The sequence below is a fragment of the Pseudodesulfovibrio thermohalotolerans genome (assembly GCF_021353295.2).
GTDB lineage: Bacteria > Desulfobacterota > Desulfovibrionia > Desulfovibrionales > Desulfovibrionaceae > Pseudodesulfovibrio > Pseudodesulfovibrio thermohalotolerans.
This window is the reverse complement of the sequence record NZ_CP120635.1, coordinates 2,026,024-2,047,588: the sequence shown is the minus strand read 5'-3', so window position 1 is coordinate 2,047,588 and position 21,565 is coordinate 2,026,024. Positions and strand designations below refer to the sequence as shown.

The 21,565-nt window shown below is 58.0% G+C and carries 20 protein-coding genes; 4 read left to right on the top strand and 16 right to left on the bottom strand.

What is annotated here, in order from left to right; genetic code table 11:
• Positions 1-4 precede the first annotated feature (4 nt).
• From dnaG to cbiB, 3 genes are read left to right on the top strand one after another with little or no spacing between them, the layout of a single operon-like run.
• Entirely contained in the window at positions 5-1,756 is a 1,752-nt protein-coding gene (gene dnaG / locus LF599_RS09705; protein WP_279520596.1) for a DNA primase, read from the top strand.
• Complete coding sequence (gene rpoD, locus LF599_RS09700; protein ID WP_279520595.1) at positions 1,743-3,494, top strand: RNA polymerase sigma factor RpoD; 1,752 nt, start codon at positions 1,743-1,745, stop codon at positions 3,492-3,494. Before dnaG ends, rpoD begins: the two co-directional genes overlap by 14 nt.
• Before the next feature lie 50 nt (positions 3,495-3,544).
• Positions 3,545-4,501 (top strand): adenosylcobinamide-phosphate synthase CbiB, encoded by a 957-nt coding sequence (gene cbiB, locus LF599_RS09695; RefSeq protein ID WP_279520594.1) that lies wholly within the window; start codon positions 3,545-3,547, stop codon positions 4,499-4,501.
• Positions 4,502-4,743: 242 nt separating this feature from the next.
• On the opposite strand, the gene proC is transcribed toward cbiB, so the two are convergent.
• From proC to LF599_RS18305, 16 genes are all read right to left on the bottom strand, one after another.
• Positions 4,744-5,547: a pyrroline-5-carboxylate reductase gene (proC, locus tag LF599_RS09690; RefSeq protein ID WP_279520593.1), complete on the bottom strand. Its 804-nt coding sequence runs from the start codon at positions 5,545-5,547 to the stop codon at positions 4,744-4,746.
• A complete protein-coding gene (gene ndk / locus LF599_RS09685; protein WP_279520592.1) occupies positions 5,547-5,969 on the bottom strand; it encodes a nucleoside-diphosphate kinase in 423 nt (140 codons plus the stop codon). Before ndk ends, proC begins: the two co-directional genes overlap by 1 nt.
• Positions 5,970-6,049: 80 nt before the next feature.
• Positions 6,050-6,844 carry an ABC transporter ATP-binding protein gene (locus LF599_RS09680; RefSeq protein WP_279520591.1) on the bottom strand — a complete coding sequence of 265 codons (795 nt, stop codon included), beginning with the start codon at positions 6,842-6,844 and terminating at the stop codon, positions 6,050-6,052.
• Entirely contained in the window at positions 6,841-7,740 is a 900-nt protein-coding gene (locus tag LF599_RS09675; protein ID WP_279520590.1) for an ABC transporter permease, read from the bottom strand. The genes LF599_RS09680 and LF599_RS09675 overlap by 4 nt, the downstream gene beginning before the upstream one ends.
• 126 nt (positions 7,741-7,866) lie before the next feature.
• Positions 7,867-8,817, bottom strand: a complete 951-nt coding sequence (locus tag LF599_RS09670) for an ABC transporter substrate-binding protein (protein WP_279520589.1) — start codon at positions 8,815-8,817, stop codon at positions 7,867-7,869.
• A 138-nt stretch (positions 8,818-8,955) separates the two neighbouring features.
• On the bottom strand, positions 8,956-9,933 hold the full coding sequence (fliM, locus tag LF599_RS09665; protein WP_279520588.1) for a flagellar motor switch protein FliM: 978 nt from the start codon (positions 9,931-9,933) through the stop codon (positions 8,956-8,958).
• 379 nt (positions 9,934-10,312) lie between these two features.
• Entirely contained in the window at positions 10,313-11,434 is a 1,122-nt protein-coding gene (locus tag LF599_RS09660; protein WP_279520587.1) for a divergent polysaccharide deacetylase family protein, read from the bottom strand.
• A gap of 135 nt (positions 11,435-11,569) precedes the next feature.
• On the bottom strand, positions 11,570-12,853 hold the full coding sequence (locus LF599_RS09655) for a S41 family peptidase (RefSeq protein ID WP_279520586.1): 1,284 nt from the start codon (positions 12,851-12,853) through the stop codon (positions 11,570-11,572).
• 49 nt (positions 12,854-12,902) lie between these two features.
• Positions 12,903-14,009: a murein hydrolase activator EnvC family protein gene (locus LF599_RS09650; RefSeq protein ID WP_279520585.1), complete on the bottom strand. Its 1,107-nt coding sequence runs from the start codon at positions 14,007-14,009 to the stop codon at positions 12,903-12,905.
• Between the two features lie 5 nt (positions 14,010-14,014).
• On the bottom strand, positions 14,015-14,668 hold the full coding sequence (locus LF599_RS09645; RefSeq protein WP_279520584.1) for an endonuclease III domain-containing protein: 654 nt from the start codon (positions 14,666-14,668) through the stop codon (positions 14,015-14,017).
• Between the two features lie 4 nt (positions 14,669-14,672).
• Entirely contained in the window at positions 14,673-15,536 is an 864-nt protein-coding gene (locus LF599_RS09640; protein ID WP_279520583.1) for a 50S ribosomal protein L11 methyltransferase, read from the bottom strand.
• Between the two features lie 80 nt (positions 15,537-15,616).
• The gene (locus tag LF599_RS09635) at positions 15,617-15,826 is read right to left on the bottom strand and encodes a hypothetical protein (protein WP_269943660.1); all 210 of its coding nucleotides are present in this window, start codon (positions 15,824-15,826) and stop codon (positions 15,617-15,619) included.
• 58 nt (positions 15,827-15,884) lie between these two features.
• Positions 15,885-17,093, bottom strand: a complete 1,209-nt coding sequence (locus LF599_RS09630) for an aspartate aminotransferase family protein (protein WP_269943661.1) — start codon at positions 17,091-17,093, stop codon at positions 15,885-15,887.
• Between the two features lie 15 nt (positions 17,094-17,108).
• Entirely contained in the window at positions 17,109-17,567 is a 459-nt protein-coding gene (gene dut, locus LF599_RS09625) for a dUTP diphosphatase (protein WP_279520582.1), read from the bottom strand.
• A gap of 211 nt (positions 17,568-17,778) precedes the next feature.
• A complete protein-coding gene (locus LF599_RS09620; protein ID WP_279520581.1) occupies positions 17,779-19,386 on the bottom strand; it encodes a sodium:solute symporter family protein in 1,608 nt (535 codons plus the stop codon).
• Complete coding sequence (locus LF599_RS18305) at positions 19,383-19,517, bottom strand: symporter small accessory protein (RefSeq protein WP_404823752.1); 135 nt, start codon at positions 19,515-19,517, stop codon at positions 19,383-19,385. The genes LF599_RS09620 and LF599_RS18305 overlap by 4 nt, the downstream gene beginning before the upstream one ends.
• A gap of 511 nt (positions 19,518-20,028) precedes the next feature.
• Here LF599_RS18305 and LF599_RS09615 point away from each other — a divergent pair.
• Positions 20,029-21,558, top strand: a complete 1,530-nt coding sequence (locus tag LF599_RS09615) for a glutamate synthase-related protein (RefSeq protein WP_279520580.1) — start codon at positions 20,029-20,031, stop codon at positions 21,556-21,558.
• Positions 21,559-21,565 lie beyond the last annotated feature (7 nt).

Below are 21,565 nucleotides of genomic sequence, written 5' to 3'. Positions count from 1 at the left end.
ATAGGTGGACAGAAGTGATGTCGAGGCCGTTAAGGCCCGAATCAACATATCGGATATCGTGCGTCGGTATGTCGACCTGAAACCCGTTTCAGGCCGATGGATGGGCGCATGTCCGTTTCATCAGGAAACAAAGCCCTCCATGTCCGTGAACGACGAAGAGGGCTTCTTCTATTGCTTCGGTTGTCAGGCGTCGGGCGACGTCATTGATTTTTACGGCCGCATCAACGGACTGGATTTTCGGGAATCCTTGGAACAGCTTGCCGCCGAGTGCGGTGTGGAGCTGGGGTCCGCCCCGCGCGATCCGCACGCTGCGGAACGCAAGGCCAGGAAGCAGATGCTTCTCGATATGCACGACGAGGCCAACAGTTTTTTTCAGCGGAACCTGTCCCTGGCATCCGGGGATCATTGCCGCCGCTACCTCGCCAACCGGGGGATGACTCCGGAAATGATAGCCAAGTTCGGGCTGGGTTATTCGCCCGACGATTGGCACGGATTGGACAATTTCCTGCGCACCAAGGGCAGAAGTCCTGAATCCGGGGTCGAAGCCGGTCTTTTGTCAAAAAACGATAAAGGCAATATATACGATAGGTTCCGTGGAAGATTGATCTTCCCCATACAAAATTTGTCGGGCCGGGTTATTGCTTTTGGCGGTAGAATTATTACTGATGGAGAACCCAAGTATCTGAACAGCTCGGATACGCCTATATACAAGAAGGGCGACCACTTGTATGGGCTCAACCTGGCCCGGTCCACCATGACCCGCACAAAGCGGGCCATCCTGACCGAAGGATACATGGATGTCATATCGCTCCATCAGTTCGGCTACACCGACTCCTGCGGCGTTTTGGGCACTGCCCTGACCGCCGATCAGGTGAAGAGGCTGGCCGGATTCTGTTCGCGTGTGGACCTGGTCTTCGACGGCGACGGAGCGGGACGAAAGGCGGCCATGAAATCCAGCAGGATGATCCTGTTGCAGGGCGTGGCCTGCAAGGCCATCCTCTTGCCGGACGGCGAGGATGTGGACAGTCTGCTCCAGACCAGGGGAGCGGAAGGATTCGAGGTCTGCATGAACGAGGCCCCGGATGGATTGACCTTTTGTATGAACACCCTGCGGGAGCAATACGCCCCCAGGGATATCATGGCTTGGGCCAAGAGTTTTTTGTCGGAATTGTCCGACCCGTCCTTGCGGGCGTATTACCTGCCCCGTCTGGTGAGCGGGCTCGGGTTGTCGGAGGCTGATTTCAGGCGCGACGCGGGTGCAGCGGCACCGCAACAGCGCACCGTACGGCAGCAGCCTCGACAAATGCAGCGAGCCGCCCAGCAACCGGCCATGGGCGTCGGCAAGGACTATGCTGATGATAGGTATTTTCTACGGTTTACGATCCAGTATCCGGATTATATGCCGGAACTGGCCAAAAGAGGACTGAGTCAGATTCTTCGCACCCCTTGGGCGCAGGCACTGTGGGAGAAGCTCGAAACGACGCAGCAAGGCCATGTCGCGAGCCTGCTGAACGAACAGGAAAAAGGCTTCTACATCCAATGCCGCGAAGAACTGCATGAAGAAACCCTCTCCGGCCGGGAACTGCTGGCGGAATGGAATCATATTTGTCGCACAATCGCGCAGGAACAGCAAAAGCTGGACATGCGCCAGCTCACAGAGGCCATACGACAGGCACAGCAGAGCGGGGACACCGAAAGGGCGTTGCAACTACTGGCCTTGAAGGAATCTCGCAGGAGGGAAGATGAGCAACATTAAGGAAATCCAACAGATCAAAGCTCTTATCGCCGAAGGTAAGAAAAAGGGATTCCTGACATACGAGGAGCTGAGCAAGGCTTTGCCTTCGGACTGCACCAGTCCGGAGCAGCTTGAGGAAATTCATGCCATCTTCGATCAGATGGATATCGCCTTGGTGGATTCGGATGATTCGGGCAAGAAGCTGACCGAAGAAGAAGACGACAAGGAATTGGAATTCGAAGATAACGAAGAAGATTCCACGGAATATGCCTCGCGAAGCACCGATCCTGTGCGGATGTATCTGCGCGAAATGGGAGCCGTTCCGCTTCTGGACCGCGAAGGCGAAGTCGTTATCGCCAAGAAGATCGAAAACGGCGAGATGGACGTCCTGTACTCCCTGGTGGAAGTGCCTGTGGCCGTCGAGGAGCTGATCGCCGTGGGCGAAGACCTCGAAGACGGCCGCATCAAGCTCAAGGACGTGGTCAAGACCATCGAGGAGGACGATCCGTCCGAAGATGAAATGAACCAGCGTCAGCGGGTCATCTTTCTGCTCGCCGAGATCAAGAAGCTCTATCAGAAGAAAAGAAAAATCTACGACAAGCTAGACTACTGCGCCTGCCTGGACAAGCGCGTGTACGGCGTTCAGCAGGAGATTCTCAGCTACAAGGAAGAGATCGTCACCCGGCTGCGCGACATCAAGCTTGAAAAGACCCTCATCGATCGGATCATCGAGACGGTCAACGATTACGTTCGGCAGATGCACAACTGTCAGCGCGATCTGTCCGCCTATGTTTTGTCCGTGGGCATGACCAAAGCCGAGATAAAAGAGCTGTTCAAGCAGGTGGACGATCGCGAGATCAACCCTGTGGCAGCCGCCGACCAGCTCGGCATGACCGTGGAGGAGTTCTTCTCCTTCAAGGAAATGCTGGCGGGCAAGTTGGAGATCATGACCCGCTTGCAGGACAAATGCTGCCACTCGGTACACGACCTCGAAGAGGTCCTGTGGCGGATCAAGTCCGGCAACCGGACCGCAAGTCGGGCCAAGCAGGAGCTCATCCGCGCCAACCTCCGCCTGGTGGTGTCCATCGCCAAGAAGTACACCAACCGCGGCCTGCAATTCCTGGATCTGATTCAGGAGGGCAACATCGGCCTGATGAAGGCGGTCGACAAGTTCGAATACCAGCGCGGCTACAAGTTCTCGACGTATGCGACCTGGTGGATTCGCCAGGCCATCACCCGCGCCATCGCGGACCAGGCAAGGACCATCCGTATCCCGGTGCACATGATCGAGACCATCAACAAGCTTATCCGCACCTCTCGATACCTGGTGCAGGAGCTGGGCCGCGACCCCTCTCCCGAGGAAATCGCCGAGCGCATGGATTATCCGCTCGAAAAGGTCAAGAAGGTGCTCAAGATCGCCAAGGAACCCATTTCCCTCGAAACCCCCATCGGCGACGAGGAAGATTCCAGCCTGGGCGATTTCATTGAAGACAAGAAGGCCACCGCGCCCGCCGAGGAAGTGGTCTCCACCAAACTCGGCGAACAGATCGCCTCGGTCCTGTCCGACCTGACCCCTCGTGAGGAGCAGGTCCTGCGCAAGCGGTTCGGAATCGGCGAAAAGTCCGACCATACCCTTGAGGAGGTCGGCAAGCTCTTCAACGTCACCCGTGAGCGCATCCGCCAGATCGAAGCCAAGGCGTTGCGCAAGCTTCGCCACCCTGTACGAAGCGCGCTCCTCAGGTCCTACTTCGAAAACTAGACACAACACAGGGCCGGGAAGAGTATCTCTTCCCGGCCCTTTTTACGCTCATGGATCAACTCACCGCCGTTTTTCTCGTACCTGTAGCCGCCGTTCTGCTGGATCGTTTTTTGGGCGACCCGGCAGGGTTTCCACATCCGGTTCGGATCATCGGCAAAGGCCTTGATCTCTACGAATCCATCGTTCGTCGTCTTGGCGTAAATCTTCGAGCGGCAGGCTGGACCGCTGTTGTGCTTTTCTCCGGGCTCGCCTGGTTTACCGTGAGCACATTCACTCGCATTTCATACCTTGGCCCGATGCTGGCCGTATATTTCGCTTACGCCGGATTGGCCCTGGGCTGTCTTATGCGCGAGGCCAAAAAGGTGACCGCGTTTCTCGATTCCGGGGACCTTTCCGGTGCGCGACGTGCGTTGTCCATGCTTGTCAGCCGTGAAACCGCCGAACTGGACGAATCCCACATTCGCCGCACCCTGGCCGAGACCGTCAGCGAAAATCTCAACGACGGATTCACCGCGCCCCTGTTTTATCTCGCGCTCTTCGGCCCCGGCGGCATGTGGGCCTACAAGGCCGTCAGCACCATGGACTCCATGTGGGGCTATCGCACGGATCGTTTCCGCGATCTTGGGCAGGGTGGGGCATTGACCGACGACCTTCTGGCTTGGATTCCGGCAAGACTTACGGCGTTTCTTCTCCTTTTCACAGGCGGGAGGCTCGGGCTGAATGCCGCTATGGCCAAAAGCCGGTTTCGCGCCGACGCCGTCAAGATGGAAAGTCCCAATGCCGGCTGGCCCATGGCCGCTACAGCCTGGCTCCTTGAAGGGCAGATGGGCGGGCCTACCGTTTATTTCGGCAAGGTGAAGGAAAAACCTGTTCTCGGCCCGGAAGGGCATCCGTGGACACGGGAAATGCTTCGCACGCTTTTTGCGCTGACCCGAAAGACCGGCACACGGACCGCATTGGTGTTGATCCCTGCCCTTGGATTGATCCGACTGTTATTTTTTGTTTGACGATTCCCGAGGGGGGAAAGGCTGCCTATTTGAACGCACTCCCGGAATGAGCCTCCGTGTCGCGCCTGGCCATCCGCGATATGTGGGGGCGTGATGAATTTTTTTCAGGTCAAACGGATTCGATATGCAAAAAACGGGTTGCTGGTAAAAAACCGGCAACCCGTTAAATTCAAGGAGAAATGACCGTGCGAAAGCGCGGCTGCCGTTAACGGCTTTTCTTTCTCTTTGCGCTGGAGTTGATATTACTTTTCGCCGAGTTCCATGCTCCGATAGTAGCACTCGAAGACGCCGTCGATGATGTCGCCTCTGAGAGCCTGCCGGTCGAAGTGCATGAGAGCCCGAACGGTCGTCCCTCCGGGGGAGGTGACCATTTCACGAAGTTCGGACACGGAGTGTTCGCTCTTGTCGGCCATGACGGCGGAGCCGAGGAACAACCCCTTGACCATATCCACGGACTGCGCCCGGGTAAGGCCCAAGGCCACTCCGGACTCGATCAGGGCCTCCATGAAATAGAAGACATAGGCCGGGCCGGAACCGATAACGCCGGTGAAGGCGTCGAAGAGCTTTTCCGGCAGAATGTGCACCTGGCCGACCGAGGCGAAGAGTTCGGGAACCAGCGCCTTGTTCTCGTCGGTCAGATTATGGTTGTCCAGGCAGACTGCCGACACGCCATGGCCCACCAGGGCCGGGGTGTTGGGCATGATGCGCACAACCGGGCAACGGTCTTCCGTCCAATCCTCGTAAGTGGACAGGGGGATGCCCGCGCAGATGGCGATCAGGCATTTGCTCATGTCCAGCAGGGGCGTCAACTCCTTGACCACGGGTTCGGCATGTTGCGGCTTGACGGCCAGGACAATGTAGTCGCACGCCTTGGCGAGGTCGGTCGCGTTCTCCTGCACGATAAGCCCCAATTCCTTGTTGAGCTTTTCGAGATTGGCCTTGTTGAAGTCCACTCCGTGCAGTTCGATGTCATCGCGGGAGGCCAGCCCCCTGGCGATGGCGGACCCCATGTTTCCTACGCCTATGAACCCGATTTTCTTTGTCATTATCCCACCAACTCGTCGTCGTTGAAGAAGTATGCCACCTCGGTCTTGGCGGTGTCGGGACCGTCTGAACCGTGGCAGGAGTTATTTTGGATGCTCTGGCCGTACGTAGCGCGAATGGTGCCCTCGGCCGCGTTCTCCGGATTGGTTGCCCCCATGAGAGTGCGGTACCGTTCAATGGCGTTTTCGCCTTCGAGACAGGAAACCACCACCGGGCCGGAGATCATGTAATCGACCAACTCGCCGAAGAAGGGGCGTTCCTTGTGCACGGCGTAGAAGCCTTCGGCCTTTGCGCGGTCCATGTGAATCATTTTCAAGCCTTTGATCTTGAGGCCGGAGTCGGTGATCATTTTCAGAATTTCGGCGATGAGGCCGCGCTCGACCGCATCGGGCTTGATGATGGAAAAGGTCTTTTCAATAGCCATGTAAGCCTCCGTTTGTCAGTTACTGTCTTATACCTGTCGGCACCGATTTGCCAGCATGTGGATTGAAGCCCGCACCGGCCTCAACCCAACAACATGCGGTCGGAGACACCTTCGTCCCCGCGCAGACGCGAGAAGCGTTCCAAGAGGTCTTCGACCTTGAGATTTCGTTTTTCCTCGCCTTCGATGTCCAGCACCACCTGGCCGCGATGGAACATTATCAGCCGATTGCCCAGGGCGATAGCCTGTTTCATGTTGTGGGTCACCATGAGGGTCGTCAGGTTGAGGGAGCCGACGATCTCCTCGGTCAGTCCCAGAACCATGCCCGCAGTCTTGGGGTCCAGGGCGGCGGTATGTTCGTCGAGCAGGAGCACGCGAGGTCTGACCAGAGTTGCCATGAGCATGGTCAGGGCCTGCCGTTGGCCACCAGAAAGCAGGCCGGTATGTGTCTTCAGGCGGTCTTCAAGGCCGAGCCCCAAGATGGACAGTTTTTCGCGGAAAAACTCGCGGTCCCTGTTTTTGACGCCTCGGGAGAGCCCGCGCAACATGCCACGCTTGTTGGCCATGGCCAAGTTCTGCTCGATGGTCGCTCCGGCGCATGTACCGAGCAACGGGTCCTGAAAGACTCGGCCGATGAGCGAGGCGCGCTTGTGTTCCGGCCACTTGGTGATGTCCTGGCCGTCTAGGACGATCCGGCCGGAATCCACGGGGAACGACCCGGCGAGGGCGTTGAGGAACGTGGACTTTCCGGCACCGTTGGAGCCGATGATGGTGATGAAATCGCCATCCTTGACTTCGAGGTTCACCCCGCTGAGTGCGGTGACCTCATTGACGTCGCCCCTGTTGAAGGCTTTGGTCACTTCGGAGACGGAGATCATTTGGACCTCCCTGCAAGGAACTTGCGTTTCATCTTGGGCATAATCAGGGCGAAGACCACCAGAATGGCGGTTATCAGGTTCAGGTCGCTGGGAGTGATGGAGAAGGAGCCGAGCTTCAGCCCCAGGGCCAGGCCGATGGCGATACGGTAGAGCACCGAGCCGAGCAGGGCGGCAATGAGCGCACGGGAGATGGTCTTGTCGCCGAACACGGTCTCGCCGAGAATGACCGAGGCAAGCCCGGCGACGATGGAGCCCACGCCCATGTTCACGTCCGCCGCGCCCTGATTCTGCGCCACCAACGCCCCGGACGCGGCCACCAAGGCGTTGGACAGGCCCACGCCGAAGATAATGATGTTGTCGGTGTTCACGCCCTGGCTGGTAATCATCTGCTGGTTGTCGCCCGTGGCCAGGAAGGCCAGTCCAAGCTCGGTGTGCAGGAACCAGATCAGCGCGGCCACCACGGCCAGGCAGATGAGGGCGAAGAGCAGTGGGGTGGCGTATTGCGGCAGCAGGCCGGAAAGACCGACGAATTTGTCCACCACGGTTTCTTGCCCGAGTAGCGCCATGTTGGGCCGCCCCATCACCCGCAGGTTGATGGAATAGAGTGCCGTCATGGTCAGGATGGAAGCGAGCAGATGGAGGATCTTGAACTTCGTGTTCAGGATGCCGGTGACCATTCCCGCCAGAAGTCCGGCTCCAGCGGCCATGAAAATGGACAGGAGCGGGGAGTAGCCGGAAGTAATGGCCATGGCTGAAACGGCCGCACCAAGAGGGAGGCTGCCGTCAACGGTGAGATCCGGGAAATCGAGCACTCGAAAGGTCAGGTATACACCGATGACCATGAGGCCGTAGGCGAATCCCTGCTCGATGGCGCCGAACAATGCATAGAGAGTCATGTAGTAATCCTAATGGTTGCCGGAGCCGAAACCGTCGCGGATCCGGCTGAAAAACAAAAAAAGGCGCGTTGTCGAAGCAGCGCGCCTTGTATCGTTTCTGGGCACAATTGGCAAATGCGTTTCGCGCTATTCAATGACCTTGGACGCCCGGTCGATGACCGGCTGGGGCAGGGTCACCCCCATGGCCTTGGCGGCCTTCAGGTTGACGTGCAGGTTGAGATCGTTGAGGAATTCAACAGGCATGTCGGCGGGATTAATGCCGTCAACCAGGATGCGGGCGGCCATGTCGCCGGTCTGCAAACCCATCTTGTAATAGTCCACGGCCACGGCCGCGATGGCGCCGCGAGCCACGGAATCCACATCGCCGACGATCAGCGGCAGCTTGTTGTCCGTGCAGACCTTCACGGCGGACTCGATGGCCGAAACCACGGTGTTGTCCGTCCCGATGTAGACAACGTCGCAACGTCCCACCAGGCTCTTTGCGGCCTGATAGACACCGCTGGAGTTGGCGATGGTCGCCTCTTCGACATTGATGCCGACCTTTGCGGCCTCTACCTTCAACGCCTTGAGATTGGGAACAGAGTTGGGTTCGCCGGAGTTGTAGATGATGCCGATGGTCTTGACGCCGGGAACGATCTCCCGGATCAGGGCCACATGCTTGTCCATGGGGCTGAAGTCGGACATGCCGGTGATGTTCTTCCCGTTGGTATTCTTGAGGTCCTTGACCAGTCCCGCAGTGACCGGATCGGTCACGCCGGTGAAAAGGATGGGCCGATCATGAATCTTTTGGGCGCAGGCCTGGGCCCCCGGAGTGGCGATGGCCAGCACCAGATCGGGACGTTCGCCTATGATCTGGCTGACGATCTGGGTGTTGGTGGCCATATTGCCTTGCGCGATGTGGACGTTGTAGGTGAAATCGATGCCTTTTTCCTTGAGGCGGTCGGCCATGCCGATGCGCATGGCGTCCAAAGCGGGATGCTCCACGATCTGGGTCACGGAGATGACATATGTCTTACCGGCAAAGGCGGTGGAGGCGACCAGCAGGAAGGCCGCCGCAAGCAACAGAATTTTTTTCATCGGGAAAACTCCTTCTCGAAATGCTTTTCAAGTTGGGACTTTGATCGTGTCGCGGGCTTTTCGTCAAGGTATTTCATTTTTGGAGGAAATGAAAAGAGCCGCTTGGAGCGGCTCTTGAAGACTTGACTGGGGAGAAAATCAGAAACGGATTTCCTCTTCCTTCACGACCTTGAAGGACTTGTTGCCCTTGACCCTGCCGGGCAGTCCCTTGAACTTGCGGACGCCTTCGACCTCGGCTTCGAGAAGCTCATCCTCATCAGTGTCGAGCAGGATGATGTCGCCTTCCTGAAGGTAGAGAAGCTGGCGGCCCGAAATGGATGTCCGGCCCAGGCGCACGACCATTTCGACCGGAGTTTCCATGAGTCGCTCCTTGAATCGATTGATCCAGACGTGATCCACTTCAAGGCGTTCAGATTGGAAGGAGGCGTGGAGCTTGGAGCGGATGGGCTCCATGGTGGCGTAGGGGAGGCAGACGATGAGCGACCCGATGGCGTTTTCCAGTTCGACTTCGAAGGTGACGACGATGACTACGTCCGAAGGCGGAACAATGGCCGCGAACTGGGGGTTCACCTCGGTGCGGACCATCTCCACGTGAACCTCGTGCACCGGCTTCCAGGATTCCTCCATATTGGCAAGGGCGATCTTGACTACCCGCTCGACAATGGCTTGTTCGATGGGGGTGAAGTCGCGCCCTTCAACCTTGGGCTGGCTTCCCGCGCCGCCAAAGAAATTTTCGACCAGCGCGAACACCAGGCGGGAATCGACAACCAGCAGGGCATTGCCGCGCAGGGGGTCCATTTTGAATATGGAGATGGAAGTCGGCACCGGCAGGGAACGCATGAAATCGCCGAACTTCGACATGTCTATGGAAATGGGGTTGATGTCGACCCGCTTGCGCATGGTGTTGGCCAGCGCGTTGGTGCACAGACGAGCGAAGCGGTCGTTGACGATCTCGAGCACGGGCATACGGCCGCGAATGATCCTGTCCTGATTGGCCAGGTCAAAGGCGACCACGCCGGTATCATCTTCAGGAATCTCGGTCTCGGTTTCGACATCCCCGCCGGAAAGACCCCGGAGCAGGGCATCTACTTCATCTTGTTCGAGGATTTTGCTCATCTGGACAAAGCCTCATGGTCGCCGATTCTACGGCCCGTTTGGCCGGCCTGTGCCGGGAAATTGAACATCGTAAAACAACAAGCAAAAAACGGGCCGATCCGTCTTTTCTTATCGACGGAATCCGTTCGATTCTTAAGATTTATTGTACCTCTCCCGCGATTCGCTTGCAACGGCAAGACGAAATCCCCGCCCGATTGGTCCTGATGGCCGCGGTGGCTAACGTGAAATATTGCCTAATGTCAATATCAATACATTCAAATGGTTGGCAGGGCAACGTCCCGCAAGTATTCAAAAAAATGGCCCCGGTTAGCCTCCAAAGACACGGACGAAAGGCCCCGCGCAATCGGTGGCGCGGGCTTCAACAAAAGCCGGGCAAGATTTATTCGGGACGAAGTTTCGACAGGGAAATAACCTGAATGGACTGGTCGCGGCTTGTCTGCCACTGCTTGAGAGCGGCCAGAGTTTCCCGGTAGGGATGGCCGATGGCAATGGCCCACCCCTTGCGCTTGGCCACCCGCTCGGTCTTGCGCAGTTGCAGCACAATGGCGTTCACGTCCTTGACGTTGTCCAGAAACGTGTCCCGTTCGTAGAAGGGGATTCCCACGTCCTTGGCCGTGGCGCGGCCAACGCTCTTGCCCGATGTGAGACTGTCCAGAAAGAACAGGCCGTGCCGCCGAAACTCCGTAAGGGCTGCCCGCATTCCCCGTGCGTTTGCCGTGAAGCGCGAACCCATGTGATTGTTCACGCCGATGGCCTCGGGTATACGCCTAAGATTGTCCCCGATACGTTGTCGGACCTCGTCGTCGGACATGGACACGAACAGGGCGTCGTCTCCAGGTTTGACTGCGGGGTAGCCCATGGGCTCCATGGGGAAATGGATGAGCAGGTCATGATGCGTTTTGGTGATGAGGTCCACGCATTCCCTTGTGTGGCTGGCGTTGGGCCATACCGCAAAGGAAAGCGGGATGTCGAGGGCGGCGAGTCCCCGGAGCAGTCCATAGTTTTCGCCTACGTCGTCTATGACCACCGCCAGTTTGGGACCTTTGGCTTCGGGCAAAGCAATGATCTGCGGCGTGGCTTCAAGGAGCAGCAGGTGGGTGCGCTGTCCGTCTATCTCGACCGCCGCTTCTGTGTCGCCGTTATCGAGCAGGGTCGCGTCGGGGAGACGCTTGTAGAGCTTTTTGCGCAATGTGACCAGAAAACGGCCTCGGTCGGAAACCTTGGGGAATTGCAATACCTGATAATGGTACCCGCGATCTTCGAAACGGCGAAGCTCCACATCCACCAACTCAAGATCGTGCATCTTGATATCAAGGTCGCGCATGGTCTCGATGATGGCCAGGTCGGCCTGTTTGACTCGATCCTCCAGATCGGAAGCGGCTTCTTCATAGACCTTGTCGCGCTGCGGTTCGACCTGGGGGGCCCGTTCCTCGGTCACGGGAGCGATGACCTGAGGCGGTGGCGTCTTCGCGGTCAGAAGCTTCCAACCTAATCCGGCCATGGCCAAAAAGGCCAAAGTAAAGAGAACAATAAGAGGACCGGGCCGATAGATCCACGTAAGGAGTCTGTCGAGCCCGGTCTGTTTTTCGTTTTTCGTTTCCGGAGCGTGTTCGTCCATTGGCGAAGCTCAGTTCCTTTACTGAATTTCCTTCATCTTTGGCAGGCTCTTGACCAACTCCAGGGCCATACGCAACTGGTTGTCCCGGGCGAGCATGTCCTTGGCCTTTTCGGCGTCCTCGTCACGCTTGCGCTTGGCGGTCTTCTGACCATTTTCCAAATGGCCGCTCAGGTCCTTCTCACGAACCGTGAAACGATCGCGCATACTCATCTCGTCCTCACTCGGGGCCACGAACGGAATGCGCAGGTCGGGTTCGATGCCCTTGGCCTGAATGGAGCGTCCGCTCGGGGTGTAGTAGAGCGAAGTGGTCAGCTTGATGCCCGAGCCGTCGGACAGGGGGATGATCTGCTGGACCGATCCCTTTCCGAAGGAACGCTCGCCGATAATGAGGGAACGCTTGAGATCCTGAAGGGCTCCGGCGACGATCTCCGAAGCCGAAGCAGACCCCGCGTTGATGAGCGTGACCATGGGCACCTTGACTTCGCCGGATTCCTTGGAAGCGTAGAAATCCTTGCGATCGGCCTTGTTCCTGCCCTGAATGTAGACGATGGTGCCGCCCTCAAGGAAGGTGTCAGCCACGGAAACCGCTTGGTTCAGCAGACCACCGGGGTTGTTGCGCAGGTCGAAGACGATGCCCTTGAGTTCGTGATGCTTACGATACCCGGCGATGGCGGCACGCAGATTCTTGGTGGAGGACTCCTGGAACTTGGTCAGGCGGAGATAGAGATACCCGTCCTCAAGAGACTGGGTCTTGACGTTGACGATGGGGATGGTCCCGCGAACAATGGCCACCTCAAGCGGCTTGTTGGAGCCCTTGTGAAGGATGAGCAGCGTGACGGTGGAGCCCTTTTCGCCGCGGATCAGTTTGACCGCGTCCATGAGGGTCATGTCCTGGGTGGATTCGCCGTCGATCTCAAGAATGATATCGCCCGCCAGCAGGCCAGCCTTGTAGGCCGGAGTGTCCTCGATGGGGGAGACAACCACGATACGCCCCTGGTCCATGCTGATCTCGATGCCGATGCCGCTGAACTTGCCGGCGGTATCCACCTGCATGTCCTTGAAGTCCTCGGGGGAAAGATACGTGGAGTGGGGGTCCAGCTCTTCGAGCATACCCTTGATGGAGTTGTCGATGAGCTCTTTCTTGGTAACAGGCTTGACGTAGTTGCCTTCAACAAGGTCCAGCACCTGCGAAAAGGTCTTGAGAGCTTCGAACTGGTCTCCCTTGGCCGCGATGGTCTGGCCGGGGGCGACGGTAAGAGTGAAAAGAAGCAAGAAAGTGACTATCCAAAGCGTGACACGCATGAACGCCTCCCGAATAACGGAGTCCTGAAAATGTTGGGTTAACGACGGTTCATCTTGTTGCGGTTAACCAAGTTTCTGGGTTAATTGGTTTTTGGTGAAAACGCAATTCAAAATACAACCCGGCCCCGTCCACCTTGGGGAAATAGCCCACGGTGCCCAGGGGCTCATTCTTTTCGACTTCCTGCCCATTACGAACGAACGTATCCGATAAATAGGCATAAAGGCTGTAATAATTGTATCCGTGGTATATGATGACCACGCGTCCGAAGCCGCGCAGGGTATCATTGTGCACCACCTTGCCCCAGAAGACGGACTGTACCGTGCTCCCTTCGGCGGCTCCGATGGCCAGACCGCGCACAGGGGGAGTGGCTTTCAGATTGAAACTTGATACCACGCGTCCCCTGACCGGCCAGGGCAGGGCACTCTTGTACAGGGCGAACCGCTTGGTCTTCTGAGACTGCAATTGGTACTTGAGATCGGCGATGGTTCCCAGAATCGCGGTCAGCTCGGCCTCGGCGCTTTCCTTCTCCCGGTTGACCTTCTTGAGGTTCCGGCGCAGGGCGTACTGGTTGTCCAGCAGTTTATCCTTGCTTTTGTTCACCTGCGAAAGCTGCTTTTCCGCCGCTTCGGCCAGGCGACGCTGATTTTCCAGATTTTCGGCGATCCGCTCGGAATTGGTCTTCGCTTCGTCGAGCTTGCGGCTTGTGGCCGCATAGATATCCGCCAGCCAGTTGAAGCGCCGGTCGAACATGGCCCAGTCTTCCACCCCGTTGAACCGCGACCTGACGTTTTGCATGTGCACCGGCCACAGGGTGCGCATGAGCCCGGAAAGCTCCAGGGAAATGCGCTCCTTGTCCTTTTCCAGGGCAAGATACTCCTGGCGCGCCAGCCGCTCGCGCTCATGGATGGAAGCCAGCGTCTTCTCCTGCTCTTTGATGCGTCCTTTGAGCTGCGTCACCTCGCTTCCGATATCCGCAAGCCGGGTGGATATCCTTCCGGCCTTCTTTGTCAGATCGCGAACTTTCTGCTCATTTTCGTCCGCCTTCTGGTGCTCCTTCTGCAAGGACTCGCTCAAAACCTCGTCGCGGGCCTGGCCAAGCGCCACGGAGGGCAGCAAAATGACACAGCACGTTATGATGGCGAGAAGTTTTCTCATGCGACCTATTGTTCAAGGAAAGGTTGAAGGGGACAGGATTCGCAAAGGCCCGCCTTTTTTCGGCACCAGTTCGCGCCCACGCGGACAATGAGGGCGTGATATTCATTGTACAATGCCACATCTTCCGGCAGGACGTCCATGAAAAGGCCCTGAAGCCCATGATAGTCTATGTCTTCCCATGCCAGTCCGTGGCGGCCGACGATCCTGGCGGTGTAGGCATCCACCACAAAGGTAGGAAAGTCCAATGCGTAAAGCAGGATACAGTCCCCCGTCTCCGGGCCGATGCCGTTGATGCCGAGAACCTTGAGCCTAAGTTCGGCCAAGTCCCTGTTCTTGAGCGAAAGCAGATCGAACTCGGCCTCTTCTTTGAGGAATTCAAGGAAATTGTGAATACGTCGCGCCTTGACGTTGTAATACCCGGCTGGCCGAATCAATTCGGCCAGCCTCGGCACGGGCAAGGCATAAAGCGGTTCCGCCTCAAGCACTCCGGCGTTCTTGAGGTTGCCCAAAGCCTTTTCCACGTTTTTCCAATTGGTGTTCTGTGTGAGAATGGCCCCGATGGCTATTTCAAAGGGCGTTTCGCCCGGCCACCATTTGCTTGGGCCGAGCGTCGCCAGCATGGCGTCGTACATGTCCATCAGCAGACCGGACCTGGACATGCGGCTATCTCCTCAAATTCTCCCAGACCAGGCAAATCCATTCACCTTCGATAAACCGCTGAGGCTCGTCCAGGCCATGTCGGCAGTAGGCCTCGGCCACAGCGTCGGATTGCTTGTCGGCGAGGATGCCGGACAAAACCAACGAGCCGCCGGGAGCGACCCTGGCGAGGATGTCGCCCGCCATTTCGATGAGCGGCCCGGAGAGGATGTTGGCCACCACGAGGTCGAAGGTTCGTCCCTCTTCAACACAATCGATGGAGCCGACGGCCAAGTTGATGGATTCGGCAACGTCGTTGGCCTCCACGTTTTCCACGGCGCAGGCCACTGCCTGCGGATCGATGTCCAGGCCGATGCCGGTCAGGCCGAGCTTGGACAACCCGATGGCGAGAATGCCGGAGCCGGTGCCAAGGTCAAGGAAGGTCTGTCCGGCGCGGATGGTGCCGGCCTTGGCCAGTCTGCCGATGGTCGCCAAGCACAGCGAGGTGGTGGCGTGGTGGCCGGTTCCAAAGGCCATCTTCGGCTCGATGACGATATGGGTGGTTCCGTTCTCTTCGTCGTCATTCAGCCACGGGGGGTAGATGCGGAACGTATCCCCGCAGTTGACCGGGACGAAAAAGTCCTTCCAGGCCATGGCCCAGTTTTCGGACTCCTGTTCGGAGCAGGTCACGCCGCCTTCGGGGAAATGCTCGCGGAAAGCTTCGACCACCTCTTGTCCCAGAGGATGGTCTTCAAGGTACAACGTGAACTTGCGGCCGTCTCCGGTGAGGGTCTCCTCCCAGCCTTGGGGAATTTTGGAGGCGATGAACACACCGGCTGCGTCGGCGGTCTCCTCGGGGATGATAAATTCGATCTTCAGAAGGGTGGACATGGGGTGGATTGTCTCCATTTGATATGACAAGGCCGGGTACGTGCCCCGGCCTTGATTGATTGCGTCGTCAATGAGCCAAGCTAGAATACCTTGTCGATGAACGAGCCTTTGCCCGTATACCGAAAATCGTTGAGAGTGGTCTTTTCGGCCTGTGCAACGGCATCCGCCTGGATTTCGGCAGGAGTTTTCACGTCGTCGGACACCCTTTCGGAAGGGGAGACCCGTTCCGTTTGTTGCTCGCGCCCGGTCCAATACTCCGACGCGGAATCCATGGAAGCGACGCCGTTCATGACTCGATACCTCGATTAACGGAATACGCCTTAGCTATCAGACGGTCAAGCCGGCCGCCTATTCCTCGATAGCGGTCAGGACCTCGTCCAAAGCCTGGACAAAAGCGGTGATGTCGTCCTCGGTGATGGTCAGGGGCGGCACAAGACGCAGGATGGTCCCCTGGGTCAGGTTGCAGACAATCCTGTGCTCAAGGAGGCCGTTCCAGATCTCCCGACCGTTCTTGGACAACTCAATGCCGAAGAGCAGTCCCAGGCCACGCGTTCCGGCAATGGTATCGGGGTGCTTTTCCTTGAGCTTGAAAACCTGCTCCCTGGCGAATTCGCCCATTTTAAGAGCGCGTTCGGCCATCTTTTCCTCGATCATGATGTCGATGACCTTTGCAGCAACGGATGCGACCAGCGCGCCGCCGCCGAAAGTGGTGGCGTGGGAGCCGGGTGTAAATCCCTTGGCGACCTCGTTTGAGCACAGGACCGCGCCCATGGGCAGTCCGTTGGCCAAGGCCTTGGCCGAGGTGAAGATATCGGGAGTGACGCCGTAATGCTGATGCGCCCAGAAACGGCCCGTGCGGCAAACGCCGGTCTGCACCTCGTCCACGATGAGCAAAATGCCGTTTTCCTTGCACAGCGCCACGATGTCGTTGACGTAATCCGTGGGCAGGGGACGCACGCCGCCTTCGCCCTGGACCATCTCGACCATGATGGCGGCGGTATGCAAGTTGATGGCTCCACGCAACGCGTTGACGTTACCGAAAGGCACGGTCACGAATCCATCGGGCAGAGGGCTGTACCCCTCCTTGATGGGACCGGCCTGGCCGGTGGCGGTCAGCGTGGACAACGTCCGGCCGTGGAAGGATTTTTCGAGGGTAATGATTTCGTAGCGGTCCTCGTTGCGCACGGTGCGCATGTACTTGCGGGCCAGCTTGATGGCTCCCTCGTTGGCTTCGGCTCCGGAGTTGCAGAAGAAGACCTTGCCTGCCGCGCAGGTGGAGAGCAGCTTTTCGGCCAGGTCGAGCTGAGGTTCCTGATAAAAGAGGTTTGAAACGTGAACCATCTTCCGCGCTTGCTCGGCCATTACGTCGGCCAGATCGTCGCGGCTGTGGCCCAGGGAGCACACGGCGATGCCCGCCAGGAAGTCGCGGTATTCGTTGCCGTCCAAATCATAGAGGCGGCAGCCCTTGGCCCGCGACACGGCCAGCGGATAGCGGCCGTAGGTATTACACAACAGATTCGATTCCCGTTCCTTTATCGCATCGAATTTCTGAGACATTGTCGTTCTCGCTATTTAGTGTTTCCCGGTGGAGCCGAACCCGCCCGCGCCGCGCGCGGTCTCGCCGAGTTCCTCAACGGGGGTGATTGTCGCTTGAAATATGGGCATGAAAACGAGTTGGGCAATGCGTTGCCCGCGTTTGATTCGTCGCATTTCGCCCGAGGTGTTGAGCAGCGAGACCTTGATCTCTCCGCGATAATCCGGATCGATGACGCCGACGCCCTGGCTGACAGTCAGTCCTTCCTTGGTGCCCAGGCCGCTACGGGAGAACACATACCCGGCCACGCCCGGTTCACGGATTTCGATGGCCACTCCGGCCGGGATGGCCGCTTTTTCACCCGGGCCGATCTCGACTTCGTCGGTGTCGATGCAGGCGCGCAGGTCCAAACCCGCCGAGTGCTCCGTGGCGTAGGCCAGTTTGTTTTCCTTCCAAACTTCATGCAGGAACTTCACGTTTACGTCGATCTTGTTCATTGTGCGTCTCTATACTTTGTGTTGAACGAATGGTTGTTTATGTTCGCATTGAAAGCAACTGTCAATCGGCGGAGATAAAGGGTTTCGAGTCGTAACCGGAATGCCTTTTCGCAATGAATCGCCCAAATCGCGCTCGCACCGTGTCCATTACGATGAAAAGGACGCCGCCCCACCGGAGCGACGCCCTGAGGTCACATTTAGGTATGATGAATTAACGGAGTCCCTCCCAACAAAGGTCCAGGTGTTTTTCCTCGATTCGTCGGGTGGCCAGGCTGACGCCCACCGCAAGGACCAGAGACACGGGCAGGGCGACCACATTGGGGTCCACCCACTGCATCAGCCACATCCAGGAACCGGGCGCGGCGTCGGCCACCAACGTCGCTTTGTCGAACATGGCCTGGCACAGGCCGATGAACCCCGCTTCCTTGACGTGGATGAAGAGCAGCCAGAACATGGATGCGCCGAAACCGCCGACCATGGAAACCTTGGCTCCTGTCTTGGTCATCCCTTTCCAATACAGGCCGAGCACGTAAATGGGCAGGAAGGAGGCCGCGCACAGGCCGAAGAAGAAGGCCGTGGCCCGGGCAATGACGCCGCCGGGCAGGAGCCAGGCCCAGACCAGTGTAGCCACGATGGCCACGGTCACGCCGAGCCGGTTGAGCTTCATGGACGATCCGCCGTTGCCCACGGACACATACTGCTCCAGAAAGTCTCGGGAAAGCGATGTCCCGCCAACATGATACTGGGAGCTCATGGTCGACATGGCCGCCGCGAACATGGCCACCAGGAACAGGCCGGAAAACCAGCCGGGCATGACCTTATCGATATACAGCGGAATGATGCTGTCGAAGTTGTTATTCGCAACGGCGATGGCCACCTTGCCGAATTCCTTGTGGAAGACCACGTTGGACAATGCGCCCGCCACAAAGGCCACGCCCGTCATGAGCAGGATGAATACTCCGCCGATGGCGACGGCCCGGTTCAGTTCTCGGTCGGAAGGCACGGTCATGTACCGGATGACCAACTGCGGCTGCGCCAGCACGCCGATGCCCACGCCATAGATTATTGTCGTGTATACGGTGAGGCCTATGGGCGATTCGAAATCAGGCCCCGTGGTCCATCCCGTCATGCCGCCCTTGGCCAGTCCGGCCGGAACCAGCCCCGCCAGATCGGTCAACGCCTGGTGCGCCTCGGTCACGCCGCCGAGCAGGGTATAGGTGGTGACGATGAGGATGAGCATCATGGCCGCCATGACGGTCCCCTGGAACGCGTCAGTGTACATGACCGCCTTGAGTCCGCCGGTAATCACGTAAACAGCCACCACGGCGGTGACGAGGATCAGCCATACGCCGTAGCTCACGGCCGGGAAAGCCACTTCGAGCATTCGACAGATGCCGATGAGGACGGCTGCCGCATAAACCGGGATGAATACAAAAATGACAACCCCGGAAAATTGCTGAATGAACTTCGATCCGTACCGCCTGCCCAGGAATTCAGGGAAGGTGTGCGAGTCGAGCGCAAGCCCCATACGCCGGGTACGCTTTCCAAAAAAGACCATTGCCACGAAAATCCCGACAAAAATTGTCAAAAAGGTCAGCCAGAGCAGAGACATGCCGAACATACCGGACACGCCGCCGAAGCCCACGATGGCCGATGTGGAGATGAAGGTCGCTCCGTAGGACATGGCAAGCACGAACGGGTTCATGGACCTTCCGGCGAGCATGTAGTCTGTGGACTCCCTGGTTTTGAGCCATGCCTTGTAGCCGAGATAGAAAATGACCGCGAGATAGACGAGAACGCCGATGATTTTGCCGGTCATGAGGCGCCTCCTCCGTTTTTGTCGTTGCCCTTGTTGTTCCAATTTACAATTCCGTAAACAACGCACAAGGCCGTCGCCGCGACGGACAGCCAAAATGCCAGCGCAATCTCTACACTCCCCAGTCCAAGCATCATGATTTTGCCCCTTGATTGCGGGCCTGAAACACGTCTGCCGCCAAAAACAAAAGGGCCGCAGACTTGTCGCCTGCGGCCCTGGTTGTGGATGAAACTAGTGTTCAGCTACACGCACACCTCGAAACCGCAGGCGCTTCTAAAAAAGCGAAAGCTAAAAAAGAAAAAGAAGCCGAAGCGGTTGTGGGGTGTTTGCATTTGTGTTTCATTAGTCGTGAATCCCCCGAAAGTCAAGGCTGGCGCGATTTACGGCGGGTTGAGCGGCTGTTCGGAGGCCGGATCGGCCATTGATACGATTTTGATATGGTTTAAGACACTTTTCAAATATATACATTGTAAGTAAAATCAGTATCTTAAAAGTTTTCTTGACAGGGAATATGGACTTGTGGTTTTGTGACTCCCCTTTGTAGTTCGGTAATATTACCCGAATTGTGAAAGTTTTGGAGAAGTGCTCCGAACATTTTGTCCGCGAGATGACTTTTTTGGCAACTAACGAGAGAGGTTACCTGTCTTGCTTTTTCAACCCATCAACAAGAATTACCATGAGTTCTGTATTGAACGGGACCCGGAGCTGTGCATCAACTGCAAGGTCTGCGTCCGCCAGTGTTCGTACGAGGCTCACTATTGGGATGAATCCCGGCAAAAGGTCGTGCACGACAATACCAAGTGCATCGGCTGTCATCGTTGCGAGGCGCTGTGTCCCACCGCGGCCCTGAACATCGTCAAGAAGCCGTCGGATTTCAGGACGAACAGCCTGTGGAGGCCGGTGTTCCTGCAGAACATCTATAAACAGGCCGACACCGGCGGCGTGCTGCTGGCCGGAATGGGTTCCCCCGTAGACATCCCGGTTTACTGGGATCGCATGTTGCTCGACGCGAGCCAGGTGACCAACCCGTCCATCGACCCTCTGCGCGAACCCATGGAACTCAAGACCTTCCTGGGCGCGAAGCCTCGCAAGGTGGAGCTCGCCAAGGACGAAAAGACGGGCAAGGCCAAGCTCAAGACCAAGCTCTCCCCGCAGTTGGAGCTGGACATCCCGATCATGTTCGCGGCCATGAGCTTCGGGGCCATCAACTTCAATCTGCACCGCGCCATGGCCCGGGCGGCCACCGAGACCGGGACCTATTACAACACCGGCGAAGGCGGGCTGCACAAATCTTTATATAAGTACGGCGCCAACACCATCGTGCAGGTGGCTTCGGGCCGGTTCGGCGTGCATCGCGATTATCTCCGCGCCGGTGCGGCCATCGAGATCAAGGTGGGGCAGGGCGCCAAGCCCGGCATCGGCGGACACCTCCCCGGCGAAAAGATCAACGACAAGGTGTCCGAGACCCGCATGGTTCCCATCGGTTCCGACGCCATTTCCCCGGCCCCGCACCATGACATCTATTCCATCGAGGACCTGCTCCAGCTTATCTACGCCCTGAAGGAGGCCTCTGAATACAAGGCCCCCATCTCGGTCAAGATCGCGGCCGTGCACAACGTGGCCGCAATCGCGTCCGGCATCGCCCGGGCAGGGGCGGACATCATCACCATCGACGGTATGCGCGGCGGCACGGGCGCGGCTCCGGCCATGATCCGAGACAACGTCGGCATCCCCATAGAACTGGCCCTGGCACAAGTTGACCAGCGGCTGCGCGACGAGGGCATCCGCAACAAGGTATCGGTCGTGGCCGCCGGCGGCATCCGCTGCTCCGGCGACGTCATCAAGGCCATCGCTCTTGGCGCGGACGCCGTATACATCGGCACCGCCACCCTCATCGCCGTGGGTTGCACCCTCTGCGGCCGCTGCTACACCGGCAAGTGCCCGTGGGGCATCGCCACCAACGATCCCAAGCTCTCCAAGCGGCAGAACCCGGACATCGCGGCCAAAAAACTGGCCAACCTGATCCGCGCCTGGGGCCACGAGATCGAGGAAATGCTCGGCGGCATGGGTCTCAACTCCATCGAATCCCTGCGCGGCAACCGTGACAAGCTCAGGGGCATAGGTCTTTCCGACACCGAACTCGACATCCTCGGCATCAAACATGCCGGACGTTAAACGGAGG

Coding starts and splice junctions, on each gene's coding strand:
- rpoD (WP_279520595.1), top strand. CDS start 1,743: ATGAGCAACATTAAGGAAATCCAACAGATCAAAGCTCTTATCGCCGAA.
- cbiB (WP_279520594.1), top strand. CDS start 3,545: ATGGATCAACTCACCGCCGTTTTTCTCGTACCTGTAGCCGCCGTTCTG.
- proC (WP_279520593.1), bottom strand. CDS start 5,547: ATGACAAAGAAAATCGGGTTCATAGGCGTAGGAAACATGGGGTCCGCC.
- ndk (WP_279520592.1), bottom strand. CDS start 5,969: ATGGCTATTGAAAAGACCTTTTCCATCATCAAGCCCGATGCGGTCGAG.
- LF599_RS09680 (WP_279520591.1), bottom strand. CDS start 6,844: ATGATCTCCGTCTCCGAAGTGACCAAAGCCTTCAACAGGGGCGACGTC.
- LF599_RS09675 (WP_279520590.1), bottom strand. CDS start 7,740: ATGACTCTCTATGCATTGTTCGGCGCCATCGAGCAGGGATTCGCCTAC.
- LF599_RS09670 (WP_279520589.1), bottom strand. CDS start 8,817: ATGAAAAAAATTCTGTTGCTTGCGGCGGCCTTCCTGCTGGTCGCCTCC.
- fliM (WP_279520588.1), bottom strand. CDS start 9,933: ATGAGCAAAATCCTCGAACAAGATGAAGTAGATGCCCTGCTCCGGGGT.
- LF599_RS09660 (WP_279520587.1), bottom strand. CDS start 11,434: ATGGCCGGATTAGGTTGGAAGCTTCTGACCGCGAAGACGCCACCGCCT.
- LF599_RS09655 (WP_279520586.1), bottom strand. CDS start 12,853: ATGCGTGTCACGCTTTGGATAGTCACTTTCTTGCTTCTTTTCACTCTT.
- LF599_RS09650 (WP_279520585.1), bottom strand. CDS start 14,009: ATGAGAAAACTTCTCGCCATCATAACGTGCTGTGTCATTTTGCTGCCC.
- LF599_RS09645 (WP_279520584.1), bottom strand. CDS start 14,668: ATGTCCAGGTCCGGTCTGCTGATGGACATGTACGACGCCATGCTGGCG.
- LF599_RS09640 (WP_279520583.1), bottom strand. CDS start 15,536: ATGTCCACCCTTCTGAAGATCGAATTTATCATCCCCGAGGAGACCGCC.
- LF599_RS09635 (WP_269943660.1), bottom strand. CDS start 15,826: ATGAACGGCGTCGCTTCCATGGATTCCGCGTCGGAGTATTGGACCGGG.
- LF599_RS09630 (WP_269943661.1), bottom strand. CDS start 17,093: ATGTCTCAGAAATTCGATGCGATAAAGGAACGGGAATCGAATCTGTTG.
- dut (WP_279520582.1), bottom strand. CDS start 17,567: ATGAACAAGATCGACGTAAACGTGAAGTTCCTGCATGAAGTTTGGAAG.
- LF599_RS09620 (WP_279520581.1), bottom strand. CDS start 19,386: ATGACCGGCAAAATCATCGGCGTTCTCGTCTATCTCGCGGTCATTTTC.
- LF599_RS18305 (WP_404823752.1), bottom strand. CDS start 19,517: ATGCTTGGACTGGGGAGTGTAGAGATTGCGCTGGCATTTTGGCTGTCC.